This is a genomic window from Nostoc sp. FACHB-280, assembly GCF_014697615.1.
Lineage (GTDB): Bacteria > Cyanobacteriota > Cyanobacteriia > Cyanobacteriales > Nostocaceae > Nostoc_B.
This window is the reverse complement of sequence record NZ_JACJSD010000010.1, coordinates 1-15,597: the sequence shown is the minus strand read 5'-3', so window position 1 is coordinate 15,597 and position 15,597 is coordinate 1. Positions and strand designations below refer to the sequence as shown.

General features: G+C 37.8%; 13 protein-coding genes and 1 pseudogene. 7 read left to right on the top strand and 7 right to left on the bottom strand.

Annotated features, from left to right (window positions below):
* Position 1 precedes the first annotated feature (1 nt).
* The 6 genes and pseudogenes from H6G75_RS09490 to H6G75_RS09465 form a co-directional block, all read right to left on the bottom strand.
* On the bottom strand, positions 2-1,669 hold the full coding sequence (locus H6G75_RS09490; RefSeq protein WP_190979697.1) for a hypothetical protein: 1,668 nt from the start codon (positions 1,667-1,669) through the stop codon (positions 2-4).
* 76 nt (positions 1,670-1,745) lie between these two features.
* Complete coding sequence (locus H6G75_RS09485) at positions 1,746-5,537, bottom strand: glycosyltransferase (RefSeq protein WP_190979696.1); 3,792 nt, start codon at positions 5,535-5,537, stop codon at positions 1,746-1,748.
* An 81-nt stretch (positions 5,538-5,618) separates the two neighbouring features.
* Positions 5,619-6,890, bottom strand: a complete 1,272-nt coding sequence (locus H6G75_RS09480; protein WP_190979695.1) for an ABC transporter ATP-binding protein — start codon at positions 6,888-6,890, stop codon at positions 5,619-5,621.
* Between the two features lie 88 nt (positions 6,891-6,978).
* Positions 6,979-7,827, bottom strand: a complete 849-nt coding sequence (locus H6G75_RS09475; protein ID WP_190979832.1) for an ABC transporter permease — start codon at positions 7,825-7,827, stop codon at positions 6,979-6,981.
* Positions 7,828-8,116: 289 nt separating this feature from the next.
* Positions 8,117-8,851 (bottom strand): annotated as a pseudogene (locus tag H6G75_RS09470) (Uma2 family endonuclease).
* A 10-nt stretch (positions 8,852-8,861) separates the two neighbouring features.
* The gene (locus H6G75_RS09465; RefSeq protein ID WP_190979694.1) at positions 8,862-9,653 is read right to left on the bottom strand and encodes a Uma2 family endonuclease; all 792 of its coding nucleotides are present in this window, start codon (positions 9,651-9,653) and stop codon (positions 8,862-8,864) included.
* 116 nt (positions 9,654-9,769) lie between these two features.
* Here H6G75_RS09465 and H6G75_RS09460 point away from each other — a divergent pair, with 116 nt between their 5' ends.
* The 6 genes from H6G75_RS09460 (at position 9,770) to H6G75_RS09435 (ending at position 14,570) form a co-directional block, all read left to right on the top strand.
* On the top strand, positions 9,770-9,961 hold the full coding sequence (locus tag H6G75_RS09460) for a DUF2862 domain-containing protein (protein ID WP_062293192.1): 192 nt from the start codon (positions 9,770-9,772) through the stop codon (positions 9,959-9,961).
* An 87-nt stretch (positions 9,962-10,048) separates the two neighbouring features.
* Positions 10,049-11,149 (top strand): ArsA family ATPase, encoded by a 1,101-nt coding sequence (locus tag H6G75_RS09455; protein ID WP_190979693.1) that lies wholly within the window; start codon positions 10,049-10,051, stop codon positions 11,147-11,149.
* Between the two features lie 161 nt (positions 11,150-11,310).
* Positions 11,311-12,360, top strand: coding sequence for a chlorophyll synthase ChlG (gene chlG, locus H6G75_RS09450; RefSeq protein WP_190979692.1), 1,050 nt, complete (start codon positions 11,311-11,313; stop codon positions 12,358-12,360).
* A gap of 156 nt (positions 12,361-12,516) precedes the next feature.
* Positions 12,517-13,278 (top strand): enoyl-CoA hydratase/isomerase family protein, encoded by a 762-nt coding sequence (locus H6G75_RS09445; RefSeq protein ID WP_190979691.1) that lies wholly within the window; start codon positions 12,517-12,519, stop codon positions 13,276-13,278.
* A gap of 82 nt (positions 13,279-13,360) precedes the next feature.
* Complete coding sequence (locus H6G75_RS09440; RefSeq protein WP_190979690.1) at positions 13,361-14,149, top strand: SDR family oxidoreductase; 789 nt, start codon at positions 13,361-13,363, stop codon at positions 14,147-14,149.
* 133 nt (positions 14,150-14,282) lie between these two features.
* A complete protein-coding gene (locus tag H6G75_RS09435; RefSeq protein ID WP_190979689.1) occupies positions 14,283-14,570 on the top strand; it encodes a hypothetical protein in 288 nt (95 codons plus the stop codon).
* Positions 14,571-14,716: 146 nt separating this feature from the next.
* On the opposite strand, the gene H6G75_RS32935 is transcribed toward H6G75_RS09435, so the two are convergent.
* Complete coding sequence (locus H6G75_RS32935; protein WP_242051494.1) at positions 14,717-14,971, bottom strand: hypothetical protein; 255 nt, start codon at positions 14,969-14,971, stop codon at positions 14,717-14,719.
* A 204-nt stretch (positions 14,972-15,175) separates the two neighbouring features.
* Here H6G75_RS32935 and H6G75_RS09425 point away from each other — a divergent pair.
* A partial coding sequence (locus H6G75_RS09425; RefSeq protein WP_190979688.1) for a helix-turn-helix domain-containing protein occupies positions 15,176-15,597 on the top strand: 422 nt, incomplete at its 3' end.

Here is a 15,597-nt window from a genome sequence, read left to right as displayed (position 1 = left end):
ATCAGAATAAAAATCTAATTTGATTGAACTTTATTAATATTTTTTTGATAGAAAATATTTCATAAAAATACGACATACCAATAGCTATATTCATCAATAGTAAAGGAACAATATTCCAAACATATCGGAAACCTCCTGGGAAACTTGTTGTGTCAATATAAGCAATAAGTGTTATTCGCATTATCATAGTTAGTAGCATAGTTATAACTATAATTAATGGAATTCTCAAGGACACTTTTTTAGAAGTTATACCATTAGTGTGAGCTAATAATAAACTAATTAGTGATGTTACTAATATTACAGGAAAACAAAACTTATATACTTCAGCTATCCAGTAAATAAATTTATCTTTTAACTGATTAAATGCAGTGTTACGATATTTTATAAAATCAAATGGTTCCCTAGTGACTTTTTCATAAAACTTTTTCCTATGAGCTAAATTTTCTTCTCCATTTGTTAGATTCAGTATTAAAATTTCATTGACTAATTTTTGAGTTATTTTGCTAAAACTTTTTAAAAAAGGTTTGATATATTCATCACGTCCTTCTATGCTAAGAGTTGGTAATGCTAAATAATTATTGCTACATGAAAGTTTTTCTGACAAACAAGCAGACTTAATTTCAAATGCCATTTGCTTATAAAAAAGCTCAGTTTCCGGAGCAGATTTATATTGACCAGCATAAGCAACAGCGTCACGAAATGCCCACAAGAACCATCCTCCAGGGTAATCATCACAGATGTTTAATGTTCTACAACCCGGTACCATCCATACCTTTCCTTGTTGCTCTAAATACACCGATAGCTTTTTGAAACTTGGACTCGCATCATAAATTTTAAGTCTAGTTTCTTCTGGCACAGGTACGAAACGTCTCCACTTTTCATGCTTAACGCTAGTAAGTTGAGCATAAGCAGCTTTGATACCTGGTGATGTCAAGTCATCAACAGCAAATAGTCCAAATTTAAAATAATTAGTTAAACAAATAGATGAAGTGATAAAAATAACTGGAAGACAAATAGATAATAGGGAAATTTGTAAATACCTAAAAACATTTCGCTTATTAAATTCAAAGCGCAGTGCCTTAATGAATAAAGGGATACACATGACACCAACACTTGGAATTATTAATATACCTTCAGGTCTTGTATTATAAAACCAAGCGAGACCTAACCCTAAACAACCAGACCAGAATATAAAATTTTTAGATGTAAATGGCTGATTTAGTAAGTGAATAAGACAAGATATAATAAAGATTGTCAGAGGTAAATATAATGATTCTTGTAGAGTTTCTCTATTCAAAAAAAATGATGCTGGAAGTAAAATGTGTAATGTGAGAAAAATAAATACAATTAACTTATTTTTATAGTAACGATAAAAAGACCAAGCCAAGAAAAACCCAGATGATATATACAACAATTCTTGGGAAAATCTTAATGAAAAGCCTAATATATGGCTTAAGCGAATCAAGAATGGATATCCTGGCTGCCTCATGAGAACGTATTGATCGTAATGAAAAGGAGGCTTGAAATTAAATATCTCCCAAGCCTGCTGTATATATCTCAAGTTATCATGCCCCCCATAGGAAGCTATAATAGGCAGATGGCTGGTCAGCCATAACTTAAATAAGGCTAATATTAAACATAGAGTCCAAATAGATTTCAAAAATTTCATTTTTTTCTAGTCTAATTTTATTTATATAAATTTAATGTTTAGCATATTAAACTAGCTTTATTTAATTACAAATGGATCAAATATTTATGCTGTAATCTTCGTTGTTAGATGTCAAGTTAATACTATAACAGGGATCGTAGTCAATAAACTTTTTCCACTTATTTTGCATATACTCTGTTTCTTTGAGAAACCTTGCTTGCTTTTCGGGTGTATCTTCGTAACCTCGGCTTTTAGATTCATAGTGATATAGCATAACGTGTGGCAAATAGATGTTTCTGTAACCTTTTTCAACAATTTTTAAACATAGGTCAACATCATTAAAAGCAACTGCAAGTTTTTCTTCAAAACCTTCTACTGCTTCAAAAACTTCTCGTCTGCACATTAAACAAGCTGCTGTCACAGCTGAATAGTTATTTACAGTTGCGATTTGATCAAAATAGCCGGGTGAATCACTTAAATAATTTTTATGACTATGGCCAGCCACTCCACCAATACCCATAACTACGCCAGCATGTTGAATGGTATTATCAGGATATAAAAGTAAGGCTCCAACAGCTCCTATAGATGGTCTTTGAGCTTGTTCAACCATTGCATCTATCCAGTCAGGTGTAATTACTTCGATGTCATTGTTCAAAAACAGTAAGTAATCTCCCTTGGCTTGATTTACAGCATAATTATTAATCCTGGAGTAGTTAAAAGGGATATCTAGACGATGGCATTGGAATCTGTTGGGTTCTTTTTGTTGCCATTTAGAAAAAATCCTAAACGTATTTTCTTCCTGGCTACCATTGTCTATAAGAATAATTTCGTAATTTGGGTAAGTTGTTTTTTCAAAAATAGATGTTAGACACTTGTCTAAAGTATTACCCAAATCTCTTGTGGGGATAATAATACTGACAAGTTTATAGTCTTTAATTGTGTATCGGATTATGTGATGTCCTGCAAGGCTTTTAGCTTCTGTAACTCTCCCATCTTCACCTCGTCTAACAAGTGCATCTGCTAATGCTTTTTCTGCTGCTATCACAGCGTAAGGCTTTTGATCAGCTTTGCTTGCAGCAGATTGAGGATGAATTCTCCAGTGGTATAGGATTTTGGGTATGTGAAAGATTCGCGTTGTTTTTTCTGTTAACCTCAAAACCAAATCATAATCTTGGCTGCCTTCATAACCTATTCTAAAACCACCAATTTTTTCTACTAATTCCCGTCTATAAGTGGCTAGATGACAGGTATACATTCGAGATAAAAATGAGTCAGGACACCAATCTGGTTTAAAAAATGGATCTTGAAGTTTCCCATTTTCAGCCATTTTATCTTCATCAGAATAAATCATATCTGCATCTGGATGCTGATTGAGCAACAGAGCAACTTCATATAGGGCATCAGGAGTTAGAATATCATCATGATCAAGCAAACTGATGAATTCACCAGTAGCAAGCTCTAACGCTGAGTTAGAACAACGCGAAATATGACCGTTTTCATTTCTAAAGACAACTTTTATCCGAGAGTCTTTTGATGAGTAATCTTCAAGCATTTGTCTGATTTGATTATCTGTGGAAGCATCATCAGCAATACATAACTCCCAATATGGATAAGCCTGATTTAAAACTGAATCAATAGCTTCCCGCAAAAACTTTGCAGGCGTATTAAAAACAGGCATTACAATACTAATGACAGGCTTGTAAGCTAATAAATCTACCTGTGCAGATATCTTTTTTAAAGCATCTTGAGTGGGGTAGTTTATGTTCAACCACCTCTGATAATCACTGTCGTTAGCATGAGGAACACCTGGTAACGCTAAAACAGAGTTTAGTGCATAATTAAACTTTAAGAATATTTTTTTGAGTATTTTATAAAATACGTAGCTGAATCCCTTAGCTCGAAAAATAGCCAACAGATATTTTGCTCTTGATAATAAGCTTTGGCGGAAAGAAACATTGGGATTGACGAAACCAATAGCACGTCTAAAATTAAACCATACTGTTCGTATTCGCCAAAATGTACTACTTTCCATTGCTGCAATCATGATTTGCGATCGCTCTAATTCATACTGTTTATCTTGCAGTTGAGACTTTGTATGTTGCAATTGAGACTGCGATCGCTCTAATTCTACTTGAGTTTGCTGTAATTGAGCTTCTAAACGGTTAATCTTCGTAGTTATAAGCTCAGAACTATTAATTAAATTAAAGGTAGTAAAGAACTTATCAAAACTCATATCAGAATTTAGGTTTACTTTCTGAGTTAGTTCATACTCTAATTGCCAAAAGTAAGTAATTTCTTCATGAGTTAGATTTACTTGAATTAATCCTAAACAGTACCTTAAAAATTTTTCAAAACTATCACATTTATTTGTGCTATCTAAGCTACTTTCTAACCATTTATAAAGGTTATGATAAGTGTAGAGAGTACCTCTAAATAATATATATTTAAGGGGAAGTTTTTCTAAGAAATTCCATTCTCTGTCTATATAGTGTATATCTCCATCAACAGTAATAATCAGATTCCAAGGTGTACAATCTACATAACTTCCAGGTATTTCATCTTCGCTACCTAATAGGCTCAATGCTTCTTTAACTAAAAATTTATACCATATTTGAATAGCAGTGGTGAAAGCATTTGAATTATTGGTGGAGCTATAGCGGATAGCTAATATAATTTTCTCGATCAAAGTTTCGCCATCTATAAAGCTAGAAACTTCTTGAGCAGTATGCTTGATATTTGTATAGATATGTTGGGAGCTTTCTGATAACTCAGGATATATGGGTTGACGCTGTAATAACAGAGAGTTATTTTTTATGTCCTTGACTAGATTTACTTCAGTCATGAACTCTTTACGTCTTAGAACATTATATTTCCACGTAATTTTTTCTGCGTCAAAGTGTTGATTTAGATTTTTTTCGTGATTACTTGCTAATATGAGAAATGAGTTACTCATTTGTGATAGTAACCCATTAATTTCTAACTGTTTAGCAACTAAAAATTCATTAAATAATTCTATTTTATTATTATTGTAATCTCGGTTATTATTATAATTTAACCAATTATATAAGAAAGGCTTTTTCAGCAATAAAGAATTAGTATCTTTATTGTCAATTCTCATTATTACATCAGGTAATTTGTAATCAGGAAATGGATAGAAAAACTCAGTATAGGCAAAACCAGATGTGTTTAACAAAGATTGCAACTCTAGCTTGCCAAAGGTTTTCAGCATACTACCACTGCTGTAACCTTCTATTCCATCAAATGGCACACTTGTATGATCTTCTGAGCATCCTGCAAAATATTTAAGACCAAGTTTGTTTTCTATGGCTACAATTAGTACCCCATCTTCTTTGAGAAATTGCTTGGCTATTTCTAAGGCATATTGATAAGGATGACTATGCTTAATGTATACTCCACTATACTCTAAAACACCAATTAGTGTTACTATATCGAACTTTTTGTCAAATTCTATCTTATGAAATTCACTACATATAGTTTCAACATTCCCTAAGTCTCTACAACGGGAAGATGTAATTTTAGCTCTTGTCATACTGCCTTCTACGGCAACTACCCGCCCAACATTTTCTGCTAAATAACGAGTTATTGCTCCACAACCAGATCCTAGTTCTAGTACAGCACTAGATTTATTCAACTTAAGAGGACGCAATAAATTGCTACGTTTTGGGCTGAAATGGTACTCAGAAGACCAATTACACATAGCTCTGGTTAATTCCGCAGAATGAGAGCTAAGATCCGAGGCTTTAGTTATGCAATCCTCTATATATTTTTCTTCATTTGAACCATCTGAGTAGTTAAAATTTGTATTACTTGCTTTGGGCAACCATACATTAAATTGTTCAATCAACTCAAAATCTTGTGGATACTTCATAAAAATAATAAATTTTCAAATAAAAATTATATTGTACTTTTTTCTAAAAGTCTCACTTAAATATTTAGTTAAGTAACTCGATTATTGAATTTTAAAATCAATTTTACTTTGTAAATTAACTATGCCACTGCTATGGTCATTATTCAATGATAAAACTTTAATTTGGACAGCATCATACCGACGGTCGATGGGAGTAATATTCCCTTGCGCTAGAGATACAAAACCCAATGATATGAAGTAATCACCTGGACAAACATTAATAGACTGTTCAAAACTCACTTTAACTAGACTGTTAGCTGGTAGATTTGGCACATTTAAATTCTGGGTATATGTATTAGTTACGTATATATCTTCACCTCTACTATCTTTTAATGTCATAGCAAATACTGGAAATTCTATGAATTCTTTTGTAATAATTTCTAGTTGCACTTTGATTTTTTCACAAGTTATAAAAGTTTGTGTACAAACTCCTTCACTATTCTCAATCGACAATTTACTTATTTCACCACGACCATCTCCGTAGCGATATTCTAAATTACCACCAACCATAAATGAGGTTTGATGATTTAGATTTGACTCTTCCTTTGTTGTGAACTCTTCATTAGCTTTTACTGTTTCACTAGCAAACAAAAAGTTTGTATAGTAATTAACGACATCGTTTGGGTTATTTTGATAAATAATGCGCCCATTATTCATAATAAACGCATAGTTACAATATCTTTTAATAGAGTTACTATCATGAGAAACAAATAAAATTGTTATACCTTTTTCTTGAAATTCTTTGAACTTAAGAAAGCAGTTAAATTGAAACTTAATATCTCCAACAGCTAAAGCCTCATCAACAATTAAAATATCTGGCTCTACATTAACTGCAACAGCAAATGCTAACCTGACAAACATCCCACTTGAGTAAGTTTTAACAGGCTGATCGATAAAATCTCCTATATCTGCAAAAGCAGCAATATCGTCAAATTTAGCTTCTATTTGCTCTTTATTTAAACCTAAAATTTGGCCATTAAAGAAGACATTTTGTCTTCCAGTAAACTCTGGATTAAAACCACTACCAAGTTCAAGTAAAGCTGAAATTCTTCCATTTACAAATACTTCTCCTGTTGTGGGTGTTAATGTCCCAGCAATAATTTGTAGTAATGTACTTTTCCCAGAGCCATTTTGACCAATAATTCCCAAAGTTTCACCTTTAGGAACTTCTATATTAATGTCCTGTAATGCCCAAAACTCTTGAGCATAGCTTTTGCTAGGTAGCAAAATTTCCTTGAGTCGATCTACCGGACGAGCATACCGTTTATAGCATTTCGATATATTCTTTAGTGAAATTGCTATTTCTTCACCCATATCACTGCACACTTACGAATAGCACATCCTAATTAAAGGTAGATTTTACGTGAATACCAGCTATTAAATGTTTAGACGTGAAAACGTGCTATAGTACATCAGCAAAAGCTGGGCGCAATCGCTTATAAAATAAAAAGCTACAACACAATATCACAGATGCGATCGCACTTGATACAAACCATTCTGCCCCATGTCGCACCTCCCCAACTAAAATTAAATCACGATAGACTTCTGCGATCGCCGCTATGGGATTTAGCCAAAACACCCAACCCCGCCATTGTTCAGGAATAGAGGTTGCTGGATAAACAATTGGTGTCGCATACAACCAAAGATTTAAAATTACCCCTAATGTTTGAGGAATATCGCGCAAAAAAACTGTTAATCCCGCACTCAAGTAACCCAAGCCTGCTGTTAGCATCAACTGTGTTAGCCAGACCAAGGGTAACAGTGCCAACGTAGGATGTAAAGTCCCAGAAGTCAAAGTCACAAAAAAAATCAAGGCCATCACGCCAAGGGAGCTTTCAATAAACGTTGATAAAATTGGTACTAAAGGCAATAAAGCTAAAGGAAACACCACCTTCTTCACTAAATTTGGCTGTGATATTACAGAACTAGCAGACTGCGTCAGTCCACCTGTAAAAGCTATCCAAGGCAATAAACCCGCAAATAGCCATAACCCAAAGGTAAAATTATTGTCTGGTAAGCCTTTTAAAGTATGCAGCTTGACCTTTAATACAATTGAAAATACATAAGTATAAATTAATAGCTGTGATAGCTGATTTACCAAAGGCCACAAATTTCCTAAGACCGAACCTTTATACTTCGCTTCTAAATCTCGTCTGACTAAAGTTCTCAGTAAATCAAACTTTGCCCAAGATTGTTCAGATATAGGTAGTATACGCCTCAGTTTTCCTGCTTTGCGTAGACTTTTGCGGATGATCTGCACCAATTTCTGCTACCTCACTCACTACCCAGACTTAATTGGCTTCCATGAACCTAACTTTAGATGAAAGTTCCCCTAATGTATAGTCTTTGATAATATTTGAATTTGGATAACTACAGACAAATCATCCAATTAAAGAATTTATTAAGTTAAATTTCTAACAGATGATTAAGTATTGGTAGGGGAATTTATTCATACAATGAATCAGGCACTATATTTAGCTTACAAAAATATACCTATCTTAATGTAATTCTAAAATTTAGATTTTAAAGCGGATGAGGCTTTAAGTAATACTATCTGGGTCAATTCCTTGGGATCTTAAATACTCTGCCAGTTTATCAGCCCGTTGACGTTCTTGTTAGGCTTGTTCTTTCAGCGTTGGTATCCAACCTACGGTGTTATACCAGCGTAACCATAAACTCGTTGTCTGTTGATAAGTACCTTGCCAAAGACCTAAGCCTAAGCCTAACTCTTTCAACCAAAATTTTGGCTCTTGCAAAGATATAGCTTCATAACCAGCACCATTAAGCTGAAAAACCCGCAAATTGTTTTCGTAGCGGTCATAGACGACATAATAGGGAACCCGCAAAATTCGCTCATACACTTCCCATTTAGTCGGGGGTTTGTTGGCTTCTCGCAGTGTTTGTCCTAAATCTTCTTGTTCTGTACCTGGGGAAAGTAATTCAACTACTAAATATGGTGCAACACCCTCTTGCCAAATGACGTAGCTTAAACGTAATTCTTGCTGTTGTTCTGCTGTCGGTACTCCTACAACCATGTACCAATCAGGACGTTTGTACCACAATGGATGGCGGGGGTCATAGTAAAGGTTTAAGTCACTTGCCAGTAAAATTTCTGCTGATGAATAGTTAGCAGATTGACAAGTCTCAGTTAATAAATCTGCTTGCATACAATGAAATTCGTCTGGCAACCCTGATTCCCCGATTAATTCACTGGGTAAATCATACATTGTAGGCATGGTTTCTTGTGGCGGATGGGGCGGGTCAGTTTGATACATTGCTGGTACCTCAAGGCATAGTGTCTGGGTCAACACCCAGAGAACGCAAATATTGTGCCAAGCGTTGCGATCGCTCCTGTTCTTGTTGCAATCTTAATTCAGTATCAGATAACTGTTGCTGTACCTCAGATGCTTGTTGCTGTGCCTCAGATGCTTGTTGCTGTGCCTCAATTGCCTGTTGATATGCTGCAATTGCTTGCTGTTGAAGATTTAGCGCCGCCTCTTCTGGTGTTGGCACTAAGTCCCCTTCAGGAGTAAAGTAACGAAGTTTAGCATTTTCTACACCTAAATACAGGCCAAGTACCTCACTCCAACACCAACCACGCCCATCAGGCTCGATTTGTTGATATTTATTGCCAATCAACTCAAAACCAGCAAATTCTAAACTTTCGGGTGAAAACCAAAAATACTCAGGTGTGTGAAATCGGTTTTCATAGAGACTTTTCTTTAAATTCCGATCAATGTTAGCTGTGCTTTCCGAGAGTAATTCAATAATCAAATCAGGATAACGACCATCTTCTTCCCAAACTACCCAAGAATTGCGGGGGCGCTTTTCCGTATCCTTCACTAAAAAAAAGTCTGGGCCACGAAAATCTCGATTTCGTAATTGCTGACGACTAAAGTATATTGTCAGGTTTGCACCAATAAAATAGTCATTTTGGTCACGCCACATCCATTCTAAACAAGTAACTAACAGTAATAGCTGTGCATAATGCAACGAAGTTTCCATTTCCGGCTCATCACTTAACAACCGAGTTGCATCGGGCATTTGTTGTTCTAGCTGTTGTGCTGTGACAAACATGGTTTGATACCTGATTGCGTGTTGATTTAATTTTAATTTGGAGTGGAACGAAGTTACAGATAAGTCCCAGATTCCGCTAAACTGAGACTTGGTTTATTGCATTGTAATCAGGCAGCATGGAAATCGGACAAAAGGTTAAGGTGTATCGTCTACGCGATCGCGTACCCAACTCAGTTGCTCAAAAACTTGGTAAAGTCGGCGTTATCGAAGGCTACAAAATGACTGATGGTAGCGGCGTTGGCATAGTAGTGAAGTTTGAAGATAATAGCGCCACTTGGTTTTTTGAAGACGAAATTAAACCTGTGTAGCTAGGACAAACTCAAGGCGGAAGCTAAGAGTATTTGCCTAATGCTAAGTTGGAGTGGAAACAACAGGCGGTAATTGGAAATCACGAAATGTCCCTAATATTGACATTTTTGGGCAAAGGCGGCATCGCACGTAGCAAAGTAGCGATCGCCGCAGCTAAACTATTGGCAAGTCAAGGTAAGCGTGTACTTTTAGCAGGACTGGCAGAACCAGTTTTACCTATCCTGTTAGAAACAACACTCTCAGCTGACCCTCAAGACATCGCTCCTAATTTGCAAGTAGTACAGTTGTCTGCATCTGTACTTTTAGAACGCAATTGGGAAGAAGCCAAAAAACTAGAGGCACAATACCTCCGTACACCCATTTTTAAAGAGGTTTACGGTCAAGAACTGGTGGCACTACCAGGAATGGACAGCGCCCTCGCCTTAAATGCTATCCGTGAATATGATGCCAGTGGCAAATATGATGCAATTATTTACGATGGCACGGGTGATTCTTTTACTTTGCGGCTGTTGGGTTTGCCAGAATCTCTCAGTTGGTATGTGCGGCGATTTCGACAGTTGTTTGTCAACTCCGATTTAGGCAAGACAATTTCTGAATCGCCATTAATACAACCACTGATTACCAGTTTTTTCAACGTCAATTGGACAGCAGATAACTTTGCTCAACCCACCAACCAAGTCAACGATTTCTTAGACAAGGGTAAAGCGGCTTTGGCTGACCCCAAAAGAGTTGCAGCCTTTTTGGTAACAACCAATGACCCCATAGAAGTGGCAGTTGCTCGTTATTTGTGGGGAAGCGCACAACAAGTTGGTCTGACGGTAGGTGGAGTTATCCAAATTGCTGACCAGACAACAGCAGATTTAACGGCGGATTTTGCACCGCTATCTGTAAATGTTGTGCCGGATGTGACCCAAGGTAACTGGCAACCCCTAATAGATGGTTTACCCAACTTTGCAGAACAAACCAGCAAAGTACCCAAACCCATCGAAATCGATGTCCATAACCGTCAAGTACGCTTATTTTTGCCTGGATTTGATAAAAAACAGGTAAAACTTACCCAGGTAGGGCCAGAAGTCACAGTAGAAGCCGGCGACCAACGGCGGAACATCTTCTTACCACCAGCCTTGACTGGTAGACCTGTAACTGGAGCAAAATTCCAAAATAATTATTTGATTATTTCTTTTTAAACCGGGATGAAGTATGAAGTCTGAAGTGGATAGCAGGTGGCAGGTGACAAGTGACAGGTGACAGGTTTAAAAGCCTTTCGGTGTCTGAGTTTTATTATCTGTTGATGTTATCGCTATCAAATTTCATACTTCATACTTCATACTTTCCAATACATAATCTTATGACTGAATCAACTCCCGTACCCCCCAATTCCAACCCGGCTGAGGCAGTAGACTCAGTAATAGAGAATTCTAGTGAAGCAGGAACAGTAGCCACAAACGAACGTACCGCCAAAACTCGTCAGCTACTAGGAATGAAAGGCGCAGCCCCAGGCGAAACTTCCATTTGGAAAATTCGCCTGCAATTGATGAAGCCAATTACCTGGATTCCTTTAATTTGGGGCGTGGTTTGCGGTGCGGCTTCCTCTGGTAACTATACCTGGACTCTAGAAAATGTCTTGAAAGCCGCGGCTTGTATGTTATTGTCGGGGCCGCTGCTGGCGGGTTACACCCAGACAATGAATGATTTTTATGACCGCGAAATTGATGCCATTAATGAACCTTACCGTCCTATCCCTTCCGGCGCAATTTCTGTACCCCAAGTTGTTACCCAGATTTTAGTATTGTTAGTATCGGGGATTGGTTTGGCATACGTGCTGGATATCTGGGCTGGTCATGAATTTCCGACCGTTGCGGTCTTAGCAATTTTCGGTTCATTTGTTTCTTACATTTACTCTGCCCCTCCCTTGAAACTGAAGCAAAATGGCTGGCTGGGTAACTATGCTTTAGGTGCAAGTTATATTGCTTTACCTTGGTGGGCTGGTCATGCTTTGTTTGGTGAACTGAATTGGAAAGTTTTGATTCTCACCTTAATTTACAGCTTGGCAGGATTGGGGATTGCCATTGTCAACGACTTCAAAAGTGTCGAAGGCGATCGCCAATTAGGGTTAAAATCACTACCAGTAATGTTTGGTGTTACTACCGCCGCCTGGATTTGTGTCTTGATGATTGACTTATTCCAAGGCTTTATGGCTGCTTATCTCGTCAGTATCCATGAGAATTTATACGCGGCTATCTTGGTATTGTTAATCATTCCCCAAATCACTTTCCAGGATATGTACTTTTTGCGCGACCCCTTAGCCAATGATGTGAAATATCAAGCCAGCGCCCAACCATTCCTCGTGCTGGGAATGTTGGTTGTCGGTTTAGCATTAGGTCATGCTGGAGTTTAGAAAAGTGCGGAATCCGAAAAAATTGCTTCCAACTAACTCTAAAAATTACACACCATAAAGAATTATCTCAGACTTGATTTCAATCAAATAATTCCTGGTGTCAAAAGCATAGATTGAACTGCGGATATTTACAGCTATGCCAACACCAAACAGATTATGACTTTGAATCAACCTGAGTACTTCACTAAATACGAGAACTTGCATTTCTACCGGGATGAAAATGGCATTCTCGAAGTAAGAATGCACACTAACGGCGGTTCGCTAATTTTCACTGGCAAAACTCACCGAGAATTTCCTGATGCTTTCTACGACATCAGCCGAGATAGAGATAATCGTGTTGTTATTCTCACAGGTACTGGCGATGCTTGGATGGCTGAAATCGATTTTGCCAGTTTAGGAGATGTCACTAATCCTCGTGAGTGGGATAAAACTTATTGGGAAGGTAAAAAAGTACTACAAAACCTCTTGGATATCGAAGTCCCAGTGATCTCCGCCGTTAATGGTGCAGCATTACTCCACAGTGAATATATTCTGACAACTGACATTATTCTGGCATCTGAAAACGCTGTATTTCAAGATATGCCGCATTTAAATGCAGGTATTGTACCCGGTGACGGCGTGCATATCCTCTGGCCTTTGGTACTCGGTCTTTCTCGCGGACGCTACTTTTTACTGACTCAAGAAACACTGACAGCAAAACAAGCTTATGAACTGAATGTTGTCAATGAAATATTACCCCAAGACAAGCTGATGAAACGGGCGTGGGAAATCGCCAGAAAACTCGCCAAACAACCCACATTAAATCTAAGATACACCCGTGTTGCCTTGACTCAAAGGTTGAAACGCTTGGTTAATGAAGGCATTGGCTATGGTTTGGCACTAGAAGGCATTACCGCAACCGATCTTCGCAATACATAAATAATTTCAATACTTGACAGGTGGATTCAATAGTCATAATTCATCTGTCTAGAAACATCTCAAGACAATAAGGAATACTACAGTGGAAAACTTGATTCACCAGTCAGTTCGTGAACGCTGGACGTTAGCTGGACGTAAAGCTTTAATTACCGGAGCCACAAAAGGAATTGGTTCAGCAATTGCTCAAGAGTTTTTGGCTTTAGGTGCAGAAGTAATAATTGTGGCTCGTAATGCTAAAACAATTGAGCAACAGATTAATAATTGGCATTCTCTGGGAAAAGTTTATGGAGTTGCAGCCGATGTGGCAACTTCTGAAGGTCGTCAAATAATGCAGGAGTACGTTACTAAGACCTTTGGAACACTTGACATTTTGGTAAATAACGTCGGCACAAATATTCGCAAACCAGCCACTGACTATACACCAGAAGAAGTTGCGACGATATTTCAAATTAATCTCACTTCTATATTTGAACTTTCTCGACTGTTTTATCCCTTACTCAAAACAAGTGAAAACAGCAGTATTGTCAACATCAGTTCTGTGGCTGGATTAATTTCAGTTCGCACTGGCGCACCTTATGGCATGACTAAAGCCGCACTTGTGCAGTTAACGCGATCGCTGGCTGTAGAATGGGCAAGTGATCACATTCGTGTTAATGCGATCGCACCCTGGTTTATTCAAACTCCTCTCACCGAACCTCTATTGGAAAACCCTGAAACTTTAAATGCAGTTCTTTCTCGTACCCCAATGCAGCGTGTAGGTCAACCCGAAGAAGTCGCAAGTATTACAGCTTTTCTCTGTATGCCCGCCGCATCTTACATTACAGGACAATGTATTGCTGTTGATGGCGGATTTCTGGCGTTTGGTTTTTGAGTCAAATTTTATTCTAAAATGTGCTAACTCACAGTGCTTGAAATAAGGCTAAATATTACTTATGACTTAGCACTAGACCCTAAGCACTGCGATAACATAACTTTTAAGCGTTAATTTTTATTCAGGACTAGCCGTGTTGGAAGCGATTATATTTCTCATTCACGGGATGCAAAAATTTTTAGTACCTATTTGTTTTGTTGTGGCATGGGGTTTAATGATTCTTGTGGCGTGGAGTTTGTGGAGTACAGCACGAGATAGTGTCGCTACAGCCAAACAAATGCACCAAATACCCTGTCCTGGGTGCCAGTTTTTTACCGATGACTATCGCCTCAAATGTACTGTACATCCTTCTGTCGCCAATACAGAAGAAGCGATCAACTGTATGGACTATCAAGCGAAGACGAATCCTTATTTGTATTAAGAGTGCATACTCACATCTTGCACCAAACATAGATACCCGTAAAAAAGGACAACAGGTTTATCTATTTGGTTTAAAGTTTCCTGTTACTGTTTCTTGGTATTACTTGAAGCGTGATAACGGTAAGCTTGAAAAACGTTTTGTTTTGTCTACCCGAACAATGAAAGGTCAATAATCACTTTTTTGTTGAGGGTTTCAGTTAGCAGTGCATTAATAAATGCCATTTGTTCAGGAGATAATTTGGCCAACGGCTGCGCTAGATAATCTGAAATCGCCAATTTAGCGAATATTATGCTGGGATATGTAAATTCTTGGAATGGGTCTGGGTCGTTAAAAGGTGTGACAGTCGGCTCAAGTTCTTTATACTTGTCCACCAAAAATTGAAGATCAGCATTTTTGTCCAATGCTGTCCTTGGCAAACCCAGTTTCTTTGCTAAATCCGCAATCCTGTCTGCCCGTTCTTCGGTTTTAGTTTTCTTGTGTTTGCGATAGCGATGTAGTGGGATGGGCCCATCAACTGGATAAAATGGCCCGTAGCGGCGTGAGCTAAAGTAGGTGGTTGCAATTAAATATAAGATAGAGTCAGTTCAAAAAACAGGTAGTACCAGATGCCTGCTGCATTAAGAGTCGCATTAACAGAGTTAGAAGATAGGACGCTGGCTCAGTTACGAGAAGCGACAACAGTTCCACAGAGAACACGAGATCGCGCTCACATGATTCGATTAAATGCCCAAGGGTGGAATGTGCCAGCAATTGCCAAAATTTTTGAATGTCATGAACATACTGTAAGAGCAACACTGCGGCGTTGGGAAACCTTGGGATTGGGAGGATTATGGGAGGCTCAAGGAAGGGGCGCAAAGTGTAAATGGCAGGAGGAAGACTTAGCATACTTAGAGCAATGTTTAGAGGTAGAACCCCGTACCTATAACAGTGTGCAGTTATCAGCAAAGTTGGCTCAAAACAGGAATGTACAACTGAGTCCAGATCGTCTGCGACGTTTGCTTAAAAAAAAAGGTGGAGATGGAAGCGC

Coding starts and splice junctions, on each gene's coding strand:
- chlG (WP_190979692.1), top strand. CDS start 11,311: ATGACTGAATCAACTCCCGTACCCCCCAATTCCAACCCGGCTGAGGCA.
- H6G75_RS09465 (WP_190979694.1), bottom strand. CDS start 9,653: ATGTTTGTCACAGCACAACAGCTAGAACAACAAATGCCCGATGCAACT.
- H6G75_RS09455 (WP_190979693.1), top strand. CDS start 10,049: ATGTCCCTAATATTGACATTTTTGGGCAAAGGCGGCATCGCACGTAGC.
- H6G75_RS09485 (WP_190979696.1), bottom strand. CDS start 5,537: ATGAAGTATCCACAAGATTTTGAGTTGATTGAACAATTTAATGTATGG.
- H6G75_RS09490 (WP_190979697.1), bottom strand. CDS start 1,669: ATGAAATTTTTGAAATCTATTTGGACTCTATGTTTAATATTAGCCTTA.
- H6G75_RS09445 (WP_190979691.1), top strand. CDS start 12,517: ATGACTTTGAATCAACCTGAGTACTTCACTAAATACGAGAACTTGCAT.
- H6G75_RS09480 (WP_190979695.1), bottom strand. CDS start 6,890: ATGGGTGAAGAAATAGCAATTTCACTAAAGAATATATCGAAATGCTAT.
- H6G75_RS09460 (WP_062293192.1), top strand. CDS start 9,770: ATGGAAATCGGACAAAAGGTTAAGGTGTATCGTCTACGCGATCGCGTA.